At 63.7% G+C, this 13551-nt stretch carries 10 protein-coding genes; 2 read left to right on the top strand and 8 right to left on the bottom strand.

Annotation, left to right across the window (positions count from 1 at the left end):
- Nucleotides 1-9 precede the first annotated feature (9 nt).
- The 6 genes from ACE3TQ_RS16280 to ACE3TQ_RS16255 form a co-directional block, all read right to left on the bottom strand.
- Nucleotides 10-1011, bottom strand: coding sequence for an AAA family ATPase (locus ACE3TQ_RS16280; RefSeq protein ID WP_374583332.1), 1002 nt, complete (start codon nt 1009-1011; stop codon nt 10-12).
- Nucleotides 1008-1628: a DUF4159 domain-containing protein gene (locus ACE3TQ_RS16275; protein ID WP_374583331.1), complete on the bottom strand. Its 621-nt coding sequence runs from the start codon at nt 1626-1628 to the stop codon at nt 1008-1010. Before ACE3TQ_RS16275 ends, ACE3TQ_RS16280 begins: the two co-directional genes overlap by 4 nt.
- Before the next feature lie 103 nt (nt 1629-1731).
- The gene (locus tag ACE3TQ_RS16270; RefSeq protein WP_374583330.1) at nt 1732-3066 is read right to left on the bottom strand and encodes a TldD/PmbA family protein; all 1335 of its coding nucleotides are present in this window, start codon (nt 3064-3066) and stop codon (nt 1732-1734) included.
- A 9-nt stretch (nt 3067-3075) separates the two neighbouring features.
- Nucleotides 3076-4713 (bottom strand): TldD/PmbA family protein, encoded by a 1638-nt coding sequence (locus tag ACE3TQ_RS16265; protein ID WP_374583329.1) that lies wholly within the window; start codon nt 4711-4713, stop codon nt 3076-3078.
- A 117-nt stretch (nt 4714-4830) separates the two neighbouring features.
- Nucleotides 4831-6168: a TldD/PmbA family protein gene (locus tag ACE3TQ_RS16260; protein ID WP_374583328.1), complete on the bottom strand. Its 1338-nt coding sequence runs from the start codon at nt 6166-6168 to the stop codon at nt 4831-4833.
- A 16-nt stretch (nt 6169-6184) separates the two neighbouring features.
- Nucleotides 6185-7819: a TldD/PmbA family protein gene (locus ACE3TQ_RS16255; protein ID WP_374583327.1), complete on the bottom strand. Its 1635-nt coding sequence runs from the start codon at nt 7817-7819 to the stop codon at nt 6185-6187.
- A gap of 347 nt (nt 7820-8166) precedes the next feature.
- On the opposite strand from ACE3TQ_RS16255, the gene ACE3TQ_RS16250 reads away from it, so the two are divergent.
- The gene (locus ACE3TQ_RS16250) at nt 8167-8982 is read left to right on the top strand and encodes a class I SAM-dependent methyltransferase (protein WP_374583326.1); all 816 of its coding nucleotides are present in this window, start codon (nt 8167-8169) and stop codon (nt 8980-8982) included.
- Nucleotides 8983-8991: 9 nt separating this feature from the next.
- Nucleotides 8992-9840 carry a substrate-binding periplasmic protein gene (locus ACE3TQ_RS16245; RefSeq protein WP_374583325.1) on the top strand — a complete coding sequence of 283 codons (849 nt, stop codon included), beginning with the start codon at nt 8992-8994 and terminating at the stop codon, nt 9838-9840.
- A 158-nt stretch (nt 9841-9998) separates the two neighbouring features.
- Here ACE3TQ_RS16245 and ACE3TQ_RS16240 read toward each other — a convergent pair whose 3' ends face one another.
- Complete coding sequence (locus ACE3TQ_RS16240; protein WP_374583324.1) at nt 9999-11603, bottom strand: serine hydrolase; 1605 nt, start codon at nt 11601-11603, stop codon at nt 9999-10001.
- A gap of 2 nt (nt 11604-11605) precedes the next feature.
- Nucleotides 11606-13447 carry a M1 family metallopeptidase gene (locus ACE3TQ_RS16235; RefSeq protein WP_374583323.1) on the bottom strand — a complete coding sequence of 614 codons (1842 nt, stop codon included), beginning with the start codon at nt 13445-13447 and terminating at the stop codon, nt 11606-11608.
- Between the last annotated feature and the right edge of the window lie 104 nt (nt 13448-13551).

Here is a 13551-nt window from a genome sequence, read left to right as displayed (position 1 = left end):
GTGCGCGGCTTATTCAGGCTTGATGGCGTCGCGCAGCGCGGCCAGGATGTCGGCGATGGCGATGCCGTCCGCCTCCGCCTCGAAGTTGCGCAGCACGCGGTGCGCCAGCACCGGCAGCAGCATGTGGCCGATGTCCTCGCGCGTTACCGCCAGGCGGCCCTGCATCAGGGCGCGCGCCTTGGACGCCAGCACCAGCGCCTGCCCGGCGCGCGGACCGGCGCCCCAGCCGACGTGCTTCTTCACCGCCTCCACCGTGGTCTCGCGCGGACGGGTGGCGCGCACCAGGCGCGTGGCGTAGCGCAGCAGGTGCTCGCCGATTTCGATATCGCGCACCAGCGCCTGCAGGCGCAGCAGGGTCGCCACGTCCATCGCCGGCTCGGCGTCTTTCAGCCCGGCGTGGGTGGTGGCCGAGACCATGGCGATTTCCTCGTCCTCGGTCGGGTAGCCGACGTCGATGTGCAGCAGGAAGCGGTCCAGCTGCGCCTCCGGCAGCGGGTAGGTGCCGGCCTGCTCGATCGGGTTCTGCGTCGCCAGCACGAAGAACGGGCGCGGCAGCTTGTGGGTCTGGCCGGCGAAGGTCACCGAGCGCTCCTGCATCGCTTCCAGCAGCGCCGATTGGGTCTTGGGCGGCGCGCGGTTGATCTCGTCCGCCAGCAGCACTTGCGTGAACACCGGTCCTTGCTGGAAACGGAACTCGCGCTTCTTGGTGGCATGGTCCTCTTCCAGGATCTCGGTGCCGACGATATCGGACGGCATCAGGTCCGGCGTGAACTGCACGCGGCGGAACTCCATGTCGGTGGCCTGCGCCAGCGACTTGACCAGCAGCGTCTTGCCCAGGCCCGGCACGCCCTCCACCAGCGCATGGCCGCCGCCCAGCAGGCAGATGATCAGCGAGTCGATCACCTGCTCCTGGCCGATGATGACCTTGCCCATGCTGGCCTTCAAGGCCTTTACCTTGGCGTGCAGTACGCCGATTTCGTTCTCGCTCCAGCCGCTTTCAGCCACGGTCATGCTCCCAACGCGTATTGAATGATATTGACTGCGAAGCGCGTGTTGTCGATTGCCAGCCAGCGCTTGTTGCGGAAGTCGTAGTCCCACTCGCAGCCATAGTCCTTGTTGCTATACAAAAGCCTGATGCGGCCCTGGAATTCCACCGCTTTCAGGTAGTCGTGCACCAGGTCGTCGCCCCAGCCGTTCAGCTCCATCGAGGTATTCGGCGGGCCGTCGAACTTGAAGAAGGCCGAATACAGCGGATGGTTGTTGGGGATCTTGCGCAACGCCTTGGCGCCGAAGATCTTTGCCACTTCCGCTTCGAACGATTTGGCGAACAGGCCGTCGATGTCGTGGTTGCAGTCGTCGACGAAGACGAAGCCGCCACCCTTCACGTAGCGCTCGAAGTTCTTCCGCTCCGCAGGGGTGAACTGCACCAGCTTGTGGCCGGCCAGGTAGCAGAACGGGGCTTCGAGCATTTTCGGGTCGGACAGGGCCACGATGCGCTCTACCGGGTCAACTTTCAGGGTCGTGTATTCGACCAGGGAGTTGAGCACGTTGCTGGGCATCCGTATATCGACGTCCCAGTCGCCCGACTCGTAGGTCAGGCGGGTGAAGTAGAAGTCGTAGGCTGGCATGTCTTACCCCGGAAAACCAGGGTACGACCCAAGGGTCGGACCCTGCCAATGCAGGCTGCGCGGACAGGGTCTGACCCTTGGGTCTGACCCCGCATTTCCGGGTTCAAACCGCATCCGACAGCGAAGTGAAGTTAAAGTCCCGCACCTTCATCGCAGGAATCATCAGCTTGCGCGCATCGGTATCGCCGATCAGCACCGGACGCCCCAGTTCATCGATATTGTTCAGCATCGACACCGGGCTGTCGTTGAAGCGGAAGTTCTTGATCGGGTGCTTGATCTTGCCGTTCTCGATATAGAAAGTACCATCGCGGGTCAGCCCGGTCAGCGCCACCGACTGCGGGTCCACCATACGGATATACCAGGTACGGGTCACCAGGATGCCCTTCTTGGTCGACGCAATCAGCTCCTCGGTCGACCTGGAGCCGCCGGCCATGATGATATTGCCCGCCGGCGGAGTAGCCGCCTTGTTCTGCTTCTGCGCCCAGAAGCGGTTGTAATCGAGCGAGGTGATCACGCCGCCCTTGATCAGGTCACGCCGCGCGCGCGCCTGCATCGAGCCCTGGTCCCACGGCAGCACCGGCGCGTTGGGGTCCCACGGATCGGTCCACACATTCACCTGCTCGTCGAACAGCTTGTCGCCCAGGCGGTTGGCGCCGCCCTTCTTGGACAGGAAGCTGCGGCCCTCGTCGGCCGAACGCGCGTCGAAGGCGTTGAACATGAAGTTCAGCAGGTCGTTGGTGGCGGCAGGCTCCATCACCACGGTATAGCGGCCCGGCTCCAGCGCCTTGGCGTCCACCGAACGCAGCGCCTTCTCGATCGCGATATCGGAAGCGGCGCGCGGGTCGAACGCCTTCGGATCGTAGGCGGCGCGGCTGACCCAGCCCGAACCCTTGCCGTCGTTGGTACGGGTGGTCACGGTGAAGTTCAGGCCCGCCAGCTCCTGGAAACCGAACACGCCGTTCGAGTTGGCGATGCAGTCAAAGCCCACGCTGTCGTTGAAGAAGCCCGCCGCCTGCAGGCCCGCCTTCTTGGCCGCCTCGATGCTGGCGAACGCCACATCGGCGCGGTAGTCCGGGTTGAAGGCGTCCGAATTGCGGTTGAAGGTATTGGTCGCCTTGAAGTCCTGCTTGCCAACGGCCGGCATGAACTCCGGATTCTCCGGCGCCAGGCGCGCGATTTCCTCGGCGCGGCGCACCGCCGCTTCCAGCGACTTGGCGTCGAACTGGTTGCAGGTGGCGGAGCCCTGCTTCTTGCCGAAAGCGACGCTCACCACCAGGGTGGTGTCCTCCACCTGGCCGGCGGTGGACACGCTGTTGTTGGCGTAACGCACATTGCCCTTGCGGCTGCCGCTCAGGTTGATGCGGCACTCGTCGGCCTTGGACATGGCCATCACTTTGTCGCAGATGCTTTTTGCTTCGTCTTTGCTCAAGAGTTTCATGTCGCGTCCTTAGTCAATCTTGCGGGCAGTGTTGATCACATTGATAGCGTTGAAGCGGGTGGTCGAGGAACCGTGCGAAACGGCGCTGACCTGGCTCGGCTGGCCTTTGCCGTCGAAGAAGGAGCCGCCCATGCGCCAGTCCTTCTGGTCGCAGATCGCCGAGCAGGAATTCCAGAATTCCTGGGTGTTCGACTGGTAGGCCACGTCGTTCAGCATCTGGCCGATCTTGCCGTCCTTGATTTCGTAGAACAGCTGTCCGCCGAACTGGAAGTTGTAGCGCTGCTGGTCGATCGAGTAGGAGCCGCGGCCCAGGATGTAGATGCCCTTCTTCACGTCCTTCACCATATCGTCCGGCGACAGGGCTTTCTTGCCCGCCTCCAGCGAGATGTTCGGCATGCGCTGGAACTGCACGCTGCTCCAGGAGTCGGCGTAGGAGCAGCCGTGCGATTCCTTCTCGCCGATGATGTGGGCCTGGTCGCGTGTGGCCTGGTAGTTGACCAGGATGCCGTTGCGGATGATGTCCCACTTCTTGGACGCCACGCCTTCGTCGTCGTAGCCCACGTTGCCGAGCGAACCCGGGGTGGTCTTGTCGGCGAAGAAATTGACGATATCGGCGCCGTACTTGAAGTTCTTGCCCTTCCACTTGTCCAGCGTGGCGAAGGAGGTGCCGGCGTAGTTGGCTTCATAGCCCAGCACGCGGTCCAGCTCCGTGGCATGGCCGACGTTTTCGTGGATGGTCAGGAACAGGTGTTCCGGCGACAGCACCAGGTCGTACTTGCCCGGCTCGACCGACTTGGCCGACAGCTTCTCGCGCGCCTGCTTGCCGGCTGCCCTGGCGTCTTCGATGATGTCGTAGCCGCCGTTATAGAGCTGCGTCACGCCGCCCGCCGCGCGCACCTTGTGCTCCGGCTTGGCGTCGAAGAATTCAAAGCCCATGCCGGCCGGCGAGGACAGGCCATCACGGGTGCGGAACTTGCCGGTCGCCTTGTCCACTGCGGTGGCGGTGAACGGGGACCACAGGCGGTGCACGTCCTGGTCGATGTACGAACCGTCGGTGGACGCGAAGTACTTCTGCTGGTTGACCTGGAACAGGCTGGAGGTCATGAAGGAGGCGCCGGCATCCAAGCCGGCCTTGTTCGCGGCCAGCAGCATGTCGGCTTTCTCCTTGACCGGCACGCTGCGCCAATCCTTCTTGAAAGGCGTCTGCCACGCGACTTCGCCCACGCCCTTGACCGGGGCCAGTTGCACCGGCGCGGTCTGCAGGCGGGCGTTGGCGCGCGCAATGGCGACCGCCTGGCGCGCGGCATCGGCCACGGCGTCCACGGTCAGGGCATTGGTGGCGGCGAAGCCATAGGCGCCGTTGGCGATCACGCGCACACCGACGCCGGTCGATTCGGTGTTGACGATGTTTTCCACGCGCGTGTCGCGGGTGGTGACGAACTGGTTCAGGTAGCGGCCGATGCGCACGTCGCAGTAGCTGGCGCCGGCCTTGGTGGCGGCGTTCAGCGCGGCGTCGGCGAGTTCTTTTTTGAACTTGCGCGCCATCGGGTTCATCAGGTCTTCGGCGGCGATGGCGTTGCCGAAGACGGGGACCAGCATGGTGCCGCCAGCTGCGGCGGCGACTTTCAGGAAGGATCTGCGTTCCACAATTACTCCAAAATACTTACCCCGGCAAACCAGGGTCGGACCCAAGGGTCCGACCCTGACTACACGGCGGTCGCGGGCCGGGGTCAGACCCTTGGGTCTGACCCTGGTTTACCGGGTTTAAACAGCGTCCGACAACGAGGTAAAGTTAAAGTCCCTCACCTTCATCGCCGGAATCAACAGCTGGAACTGCGACTCGTCGCCCGCCAGCACTTCCGGCCGGCCCAGCTCCTCGATGTTGTTCAGCATCGTCACCGGCGACTCGTTGAAGCGGAAGTTCTTGACCGGATGCTTGATCTTGCCGTTCTCGATATAGAACGTGCCATCGCGCGTCAGCCCGGTCAGCAGCACGGTCTGCGGATCGACCATGCGGATATACCAGGTGCGCGTCACCAGGATGCCCTTCTTGGTCGAAGCAATCAGCTCCTCGGTCGACTTGGAGCCGCCCGCCATGATGATATTGCCCGGCGTGCCGACCGCGCGCTGGCCCTGCTTCTTGCCCCAGAACGGCGAATAGCCGAGGGATGCGATCTTGCCGTTCTTAATGATGTCCATGCGCTCGCGCGCCAGCAAGGTCTGGTTATCCCAAGGCAGTACCGGGATATCCTTGTCCCACGGGTCGGCCCACACGTTCACCTGCTCGTCGAACAGCTTCTCGCCCATGCGGTTGCCGCCGCCCTTCTTGGCCAGGAAGCTGCGGCCCTCATCGGCCGAACGCGCGTCGAAGCTGTTGAACATATACGCCAACAGGTCGGAAGTCGCCGCCGGCTCCAGGATCACGGTGTAGCGGCCCGGCTCCAGCGCCTTCGCCTCCGCCGAGCGGATGGCTTTTTCCATCGCCACTTCCGCCGCCGCGCGCGGATCGAAGCGGTTCACGTCGTTTGCATCGCGCCGCACCCAGCCCGAACCGCGCCCGTCCTCGGTGCGCACGGTGCAGGTGAAGTCGATGCCGGTCTGCGCCTGGTGGCCGAACACGCCGCGCGAGTTGGCCACGGTCTCGAACGAAGACTGGTCGGTGAAGAAGCCGGCAGCCACCAGGCCCTTCTTCTTGCACGCCTCGATGCTGTAGGCGGCCACCTGCGCCCGGTAATCCGGGTCGATGGCGTCGGTCGATTTGCTGAAGGTGCTGGAAGCCTTGAACGCCTGCTTGTCCGGCGTCGGCATGAACTCCGGATTCTCCGGCGCCAGCTTGGCCAGTTCCTCCGCGCGCTGCACAGCCTTGGCCAGCGACTTGTCGTCGAACTCGTTGATGACCGACGTGCCCTGCTTCTTGCCGAAAGCGACCGACACCGTGAGCTGGGTGTTTTCCACCAGCCCGGCCGTCGATACCGCATTGCGCGCATAGCGGATGTTGCCGGTGCGGGCGCCGTTGATGGTGACGATGCATTCGTCGGCTTTGCTCAGCGACATGACCTTGTCGGTGATGCGCTTGGTCTCTTCCTGGTTCAGGATTTTCATAGTCTATCCTCCAGGATCAGCCGATTTTGCGGGCGGTGTTGATCACGTTGATGCCGTTGAAACGGGTGGTCGAGGACCCGTGCGACACCGCGCTCACCTGCATCGGCTGGCCTTTGCCGTCGAAGAAGGAACCGCCCATGCGCCAATCGCGCTCGTCGCACATGGAATGGCAGGCGTTCCAGAACTCCTGGGTGTTGGACTGGTAGGCCACATCTTCCAGCATCTGGCCGATCTTGCCGTCCTTGATCTCGTAGAACAGCTGGCCGCCGAACTGGAAGTTGTAGCGCTGCTGGTCGATCGAGAAGGAACCGGCGCCCACGATGTAGATGCCCTTCTTCACGTCCTTCACCAGCTCGTCCGGTGTCAGCTTCTTCTTGCCCGCTTTCAGGGACACGTTCGGCATGCGCTGGAACTGCACATTGCTCCAGGAATCGGCGTAGGAGCAGCCGTGCGACTCTTTCTCGCCGATGACTGCCGCCTGGTCGCGCGTGGCCTGGTAGTTGACCAGGATGCCGTCCTTGATGATGTCCCACTTCTTGCACTTGACGCCTTCGTCGTCGTAGCCGACCGCGCCCAGCGAGCCCGGGATCACCTTGTCCGCCTCGATGTTGACCAGGTCGGAGCCGTATTTGAATTTCTTCGACTGCTGCTTGTCCAGGGTGGCGAAGGAAGTGCCGGCGAAATTGGCCTCGTAGCCCAGCACGCGATCCAGTTCGGTCGGGTGGCCCACCGATTCGTGGATGGTCAGCCACATATGCTCCGGCGACAGCACCAGGTCGTACTTGCCCGGCTCCACCGACTTGGCGGACAGCTTTTCCTTGGCCTGGCGGCCGGCCGCCTTGGCGTCCTCGATCAGGTCATACGAACGGTTATACAGGGTGGCCACGCCGCCCGCCGCCTTGACTTTGTCTTCCTTGCGGCCGTCCAGGTATTCATAGCCCATGCCGACCGGGGTGCCCAGGTCCGAGCGCGCGCGGAACTTGCCGGTCGACTTGTCGACGGCGGTCGCGAAGAACGGCACCCACAGGCGGTGCAGGTCCTGGTCGATATAGGAACCGTCGGTGGAAGCGAAATACTTCTGCTGGTTCACCTGGAACAGCAAGGACTGGATGAAGGAAGCGCCCGATTCCAGCGCGCCCTTGTTGGCGGTGATCAGCAGGTCCGCCTTCTCCTTGATCGGCACGGTGCGCCAATCCTTCTTGATCGGGGTGGCCCAGGACACCTCGCCCACGCCCGGGGTAGGCGCCAGCTGCACGCCGGCCGCCTGCAGCTTGGCATTGGCCTTGGCGATGGCGACCGCCTGGCGCGCCGCGCCGGCCACGCCATCCGGCGACATATCGCTGGTTGCGGCAAAGCCGTAGGCGCCGTTCGCGATCACGCGCACGCCCACGCCTGCGGACTCGGTATTGGTGACGTTTTCGATGTTCAGGTCACGGGTCGTGATGAACTGGTTCAGGTAGCGCCCGATGCGCACGTCGCAGTAGCTGGCGCCGGCCTGGGTGGCCGCGGTCAGCGCGGTATCCGCCAGCATCTTCTTGAACTTCACTTCCACGGGCTTGATCAGCTCGTCGGCCGCGATGGCGCGGCCAAAAGGCATCATCATGGCGGCCATTGCCCCGCCGCTCAGATTGAGGAATGCACGTCGTTCCATAGTCTCTCCAGGGTTATCGTTTTTACCTAAGACAGCTTGCAGGAGTCCAATCGTACGCAATTTTTATGCCATTGTGTAAAGCTTGTACAAAGCAGAAACAATTGCAAAAAAATGGGGATGAAAAATGGGGACGTACCCCATTTAAAGGAGATTCATCTTTAAATGGGGTACGTCCCCATTTTTCATCCCCATTTTTTCCGCCCCCATTTTTTTCCGGCAACTGTCCGCCTAGTGTCCGCTCACCGTCCGCGCGGACACTTGACCGGGCGGCCAGCTTGCCCGATCATCAAGTCCCCGGGCGACCGGACTTGCCGCGTCGCCCGTCCAACGAAAAAGGAGACTCCTGCATGAAACAGTACGTCCTGGCCGGCTTGCTGGCCGTTGGCTTCACCAGTTTTTCCGGCGCTGCCCTGGCCGACCCGGCCCTGAAAGCGGCCATCGCCAGCCCGACCCGCAATGCGGACAACGTCAAGCGCGACCAGTACCGCCACCCTTATGAAACGCTGACCTTCTTCGGCATCAAGCCGAACATGACCGTGGTCGAGCTGTCGCCGGGCGGCGGCTGGTACACCGAGATCCTGGCCCCCTACCTGCGCGACCAGGGCAAGCTGATCACCGCCGGCGCCACCCCGGATTCGGCCAGCGAAAACGTGCGCAAGGGCGCCGCCCGCTTCCAGGAATTCCTGGCCAAGCAGCCGGGCCGCGACAAGGTGGTGCTGGGTGCCTTTGAGCCGGGCAACGGCGTGTACAACTTCGCGCCGAAAGGCAGCGCGGACATGGTGGTCACTTTCCGCAATATCCATAACTGGATCGGCACCGGCGACGAGAACATGAAGAAGCTGATGGCCAGCATCTATGACAGCCTGAAGCCGGGCGGCATCTTCGGCGTGGAAGAGCACCGCCTGCCGGCCGCCATGACGCAGGACGCCAAAGCCAGCAGCGGCTACATGCACGAAGCCTATGTGATCAAGATGGCCGAGCAGGCCGGCTTCAAGCTGGTGGCCAAGTCGGAAGTCAACGCCAACCCGAAAGACACCGCCAACCATGAAAACGGCGTGTGGGCGCTGCCGCCAACCTTCACCAACAAGGACAAGGACCGCGCCAAATACGCCGCCATCGGCGAGAGCGACCGCATGACCCTGAAGTTCGTCAAGCCGCAGTAAGTGCTGAAAATGCTGCAACGCGCTGCCGCCGGCCTGCTGCTGGCGGCAGCAACCTCCCTGGCCGCTGCTGCGACGCCGCAAGCCGCGCCACCCATGCGCTTCATCCTGCCTTCCGTCGCGCCGGGCGCCGAGGCGCAGGCCAACTATTTCCCGCAGCTGCTGCGCCTTGCGCTGGAAAAGACCGCAGGCCCGTTCAGCATCGAGTTCTATCCGCACGAGCTGACCACGCCGCGGCGCGCGCTGGAAATCAGGCGCAACGGCGTCATCAACATCATGTGGGACGGCACCGATGCGCAGCGCGAGCGCGAGCTGCTGCCGATCCGCATTTCGCTGGTACGCGACCTGAACGACTACCGCGTGTTCCTGATCCGCAAGGAGGACGCGGCCCGTTTCCGCGCCGTGCGCACCCTGGACGACCTGCGCCAGCTGAGCGCGGGCGCCGGCGTCAACTGGCCTTCGGTGGACGTTCTGCGCCACAATGGGCTGAAGGTGGAAACGGCCGTCAACTACAACTCGCTCTTCCCCATGCTGAAGGCGAAGCGCTTCGACTATATGCCGCGCGGCGTGCATGAGGCGTGGGCGGAGGAGCAGCAGCACGGCAAGGAAGGCTTGATGGTCGAGCCGACCATTTTCCTGCACTACAAAGTGCCGTTCTATTTCTTTGTGAGCCGCGAAAACCGCGCAATGGCGGATCGGGTGGAGAAGGGATTGAAGCTTGCGATGGCGGACGGCAGCTACGACAAGCTTTTAAACGGCTACCCGGCATTCCGGCGCGCCCTGACTGAAATCGCGGCGCGCAAGCGCAAGGTATTCGAACTGGAACTTCCTAGCGGGACTGCAGGTGGCTCATCAAGGTAACGAAGCCATACACCGCTACGGATAAACCGCCGCACACGGCGGCAATCGATAGAATCAGGCTAGTCATTCAAACTCCCATGTACACAGCACTGCCGTCATTATGCTGCACGCGCACATGGGAGATCCTCACGTTTGGTTTCAATATTGTCGGAAATTTGTCATTTTTTCGCAGGCTTGAACGACAAATCCGCAAAGTCGTAACTGAAATCGGTCTCGGTTGAAACCGGCGCCATCTTCATGCTGTCGATGCTGCCGTCCGGGTTCAGCGAGAAGGTCACGTAAGCATCGGCGTTGAAGTTGCGCTCCTTCCAGCGCACGATGAAGGTATCGTGCTGGAAGTGTTCCAGCGTACCGGTCAGGTCCGGCGTACGGGTGAAGGTCATCACCTGCTTGCCGCCTTCCTGCTTGATGTTCACCGTGCCATACCAGGCGTCGTTGTAGTCGCCGTTATAGGACGCCAGCGGCAGCGAAGGCTTGGACGCCGCCGCGCGGCCCGCCGTCAGCTTGCCCTGGCGCGCCACTTCCTCCTTGTGCATCTCGGCTTCCATCTCGGCGTAGCGCTGGATCCAGTCGGTCGGCGCCACCCCCATGTAATGGTCGAGGATGCGCCACTGCAGCGCCGTCATGGACGGGCCGTTTTCGGCATTGGTGAAGATGGCCACGCCCAGCTTCTCCTCCGGCACCAGCACGATGCGCGAATAGAAGCCCTGCAGCGCGCCGCCGTGCATGGCCAGCTTGCGGCCGCGGTAGTCGCGCAGCTGGAAGCCCAGGCCGTAGGCCGCGAAATTCGGCTTGGTGGCCGCCAGCGGCGGCTTCGGCTCGCTGATCTTCATCGGCGTCTGCTGCGCCCACATCTCGCGCGCCTGCTTCACACTGAACAGCTGCTTGCCGTTTTCCAGCTTGCCCTCGTTGAGCAGCACCTGCATCCACTTCGCCACATCCTCGGCATTGGTCTGGATGCCGACCGCGCCCACTGCGTTCTGCACCGGCATCGGCTTCACCACGGCGGCCTTGCCATTGATCTTGCTGTGCGGCGCCGAGTAGTCGGCAGTCTTCAGCATATCCGCCACGTCGGTGGTGGAGCCGTTCATGCCCAGGGGCGCCAGCAGGCGCTCGCGGGTCGCCTCCTCCCAGCTCTTGCCGGACTTCTGCGCGATGATCTTGCCCGCCACGATGTAGAGCAGGTTGTCGTACGCGTAGTTGTTGCGGAAGCTGGTGGCCAGCTTCACATGGCGCAGGCGCTCGATGATCTCATCGGTGCTGAAGGTGGTGGTCGGCCACCACAGCAGGTCGCCGGCGCCCAGTCCCAGGCCGCTGCGGTGCACCAGCAGGTCGCGCACGGTCATCGAATGGGTCACGTACGGATCGGCCATCTGGAAGCTGGGCAGGTGCTTGGTGACCGGATCATCCCAGGCCAGCTTGCCCTCGTCCACCAGCTGCGCCAGCGCGGCGGCGGTGAAGGCCTTGGAGTTGGAGGCGATCTCAAACAGGGTCTTGGCGGTAACCGGCGCCGGGTCGCCCAGCTTGCGCACGCCGAAGCCCTGCGTTGCCACCACCTTGCCGTCCTTGACGATGGCAATGGCCATGCCCGGCACGTCAAAGGTCTTCAGCGCCAGGTTGACGTCGCGCGCCAGGTCGAAGGCGGGCGCGCTGGCCGCGCTGGCGGCCACCGTGCCTTCCGGCGCGGCGAGAGCGGGAGCATTGACGGCGGCGCCGGCGGCGAAGGCCAGCAACAGCACAGCGGCGAGAGGTTTCTTCAGCATGTTCATTTCTTCATCAGTTTGTCGACGGAACCCTGGGTCTCAGGATGGTAGCGCGGGCGGGCTTTGGCGAAGACCGCTTTGGCCCATGCCGCCTCGTTCGGGTTGGCCAGCAGCGCCTTGTACAGCGGCACCACGAACTTCTGGCGGCCCACGCTCAGCAGGAAGGCGTTCAGCGGCTCGCGCACGCCGTAGCCGGCATGCACCGAGGCCAGGTAGAAGCGGAAGCCGATTTCATTGTTCCTGGTATCGCGCAGCTTGAAGGCTTCGTCCAGCTCCTTCATCTGCGCCGCGCTGGCCTTGCCATCGATTCCGTTCAGGAAGTGCATCCATTCCAGCGCGATCCAGCCCTGCGGCTCCAGCGCGCTGGTGGCCAGCTCGCCCTTCAGCCAGGCTTCGCGCTTGGCATCGAGCGCCGCCAGGCGTGGCGAATTGACGCGCTGCGCGCTGGCCGGGATGCCGCTGCCGTGCAGCCACTCATCCAGCTCGGCGTCGCCCATGATGGCCGGGTTCCTGGCCAGCAGGTTCTTGCGCAGGTAATCGACGAATTCCTCCGTCGTCGCCGACTTGAAGGCGTGCTGGTCGAACCAGCCGCGCAGGAACGGGTCAAAGACCTCGCGCCCGGCGCGCTGCTCCAGCGTGTGCAGCAGCCAGGCCCCTTTCGGGTAAGCCAGGCCCTCGTCGGTATAGGTGTCCGGGTTGGTGTCGGCATCCTTGGTCAGCAAGGCTTGCTTGGCGACCGGGATATCCTTCAGCGACGCGATGGCCTCGGCCTGCTCCACCTGCAGGTTCAGCTCCGCCACTTCCTTGCCGTACAAGCTCTCGACGATGCGCGTGGTGACGTAGGTGGTGAAGCCCTCGTTCAGCCACCAGTGCTTCCACGACGCGTTGGTGACCAGGTTGCCGGACCAGCTGTGCGCCAGCTCGTGCGCGATCAGGTCGTTCAGGCTGCGGTCGCCAGCGATCATGGTCGGGGTCAGGAAGGTCATGCGCGGGTTTTCCATGCCGCCGATCGGGAACGATGGCGGCAGCACCAGCATGTCATAACGCCCCCAGCGGTAGGGACCGTACAGCGCCTCCGCCGCGTTCACCATCTTCTCGGTATCGGCCAGTTCCCAGGCCGCGGCGTCGATGCGGCCCGGCTCCGCGTACACGGCGGTGCGCGGACCCAGGTTGCGCAGTTCGATCTCGCCGATGGCGATGGCCAGCAGGTAGGCCGGGATCGGCTGCGGCATCCTGAACTTCCAGCCGCCCTTGCCGGTCGCGTGCTGGTCGCCTTCCGCGCTCATCACCACGCGCAGGCCGGCCGGCGCATCGACGCGCGCGCTGTAGGTGAAGCGCACGGCTGGCGTATCCTGCACCGGCGCCCAGGAGCGCGCCTCGATCGCCTGCGACTGGCTGAACATGAAGGGACGCTTGCCCGACAGCGTTTGCGCAGGGCTCATCCACTGCAGCGCGCTGGCGGTGGGGGCGGTGCGGTAATGGATGCGCACTTTGCCCGGCTGCTCCTGCAGCGCAATGCGCAGCGCGCGGCCCTTCTTCGCATCCGTCTTGTCCAGCATGAAGGAGGCCGGCGCCCAGCTGCCATCGGCGCGCTGCACCTGCACCCGCGCGATCTTCAGGTCGCGCGTATCGAGCACCAGGGTGCGCGCCGACTTGTCGATCCAGTTCAGGGACAGCTCGGCGAAACCGGCCAGCGTCTTGCGCGCGAAGTCGGCTTTCAGGTCCAGGTGCAGGTCAGTGGTGCGCACCTGGTCGTAACGGGCATAACTCAGTGGATCCTGGGCCCAGGCGGGCAGCGCGAACGCTGCAGCCAGCGCTGCCGCAGGCAAAGACAGTCGGAACATGGCATCTCTCTGTTGTTACAAGCGCGCAGAGGATAGCACACCAGATTCGGGGTCAGGTCTGACAATCGGACAAATGGTGCCCAAGGGGCCCCATTGTGCGGTTG

Source organism: Pseudoduganella sp., from assembly GCF_041914865.1.
Lineage (GTDB): Bacteria > Pseudomonadota > Gammaproteobacteria > Burkholderiales > Burkholderiaceae_D > Rugamonas.
Note: the sequence above shows the minus strand (reverse complement) of the source record. Positions and strands in the feature narration are given on the sequence as shown.

Bases quoted from the DNA above. Each gene is read 5' to 3' on its own strand.
- ACE3TQ_RS16250 (WP_374583326.1), top strand. From the start codon at position 8,167: ATGAAACAGTACGTCCTGGCCGGCTTGCTGGCCGTTGGCTTCACCAGT.
- ACE3TQ_RS16255 (WP_374583327.1), bottom strand. From the start codon at position 7,819: ATGGAACGACGTGCATTCCTCAATCTGAGCGGCGGGGCAATGGCCGCC.
- ACE3TQ_RS16260 (WP_374583328.1), bottom strand. From the start codon at position 6,168: ATGAAAATCCTGAACCAGGAAGAGACCAAGCGCATCACCGACAAGGTC.
- ACE3TQ_RS16245 (WP_374583325.1), top strand. From the start codon at position 8,992: ATGCTGCAACGCGCTGCCGCCGGCCTGCTGCTGGCGGCAGCAACCTCC.
- ACE3TQ_RS16240 (WP_374583324.1), bottom strand. From the start codon at position 11,603: ATGCTGAAGAAACCTCTCGCCGCTGTGCTGTTGCTGGCCTTCGCCGCC.
- ACE3TQ_RS16235 (WP_374583323.1), bottom strand. From the start codon at position 13,447: ATGTTCCGACTGTCTTTGCCTGCGGCAGCGCTGGCTGCAGCGTTCGCG.
- ACE3TQ_RS16275 (WP_374583331.1), bottom strand. From the start codon at position 1,628: ATGCCAGCCTACGACTTCTACTTCACCCGCCTGACCTACGAGTCGGGC.
- ACE3TQ_RS16270 (WP_374583330.1), bottom strand. From the start codon at position 3,066: ATGAAACTCTTGAGCAAAGACGAAGCAAAAAGCATCTGCGACAAAGTG.
- ACE3TQ_RS16280 (WP_374583332.1), bottom strand. From the start codon at position 1,011: ATGACCGTGGCTGAAAGCGGCTGGAGCGAGAACGAAATCGGCGTACTG.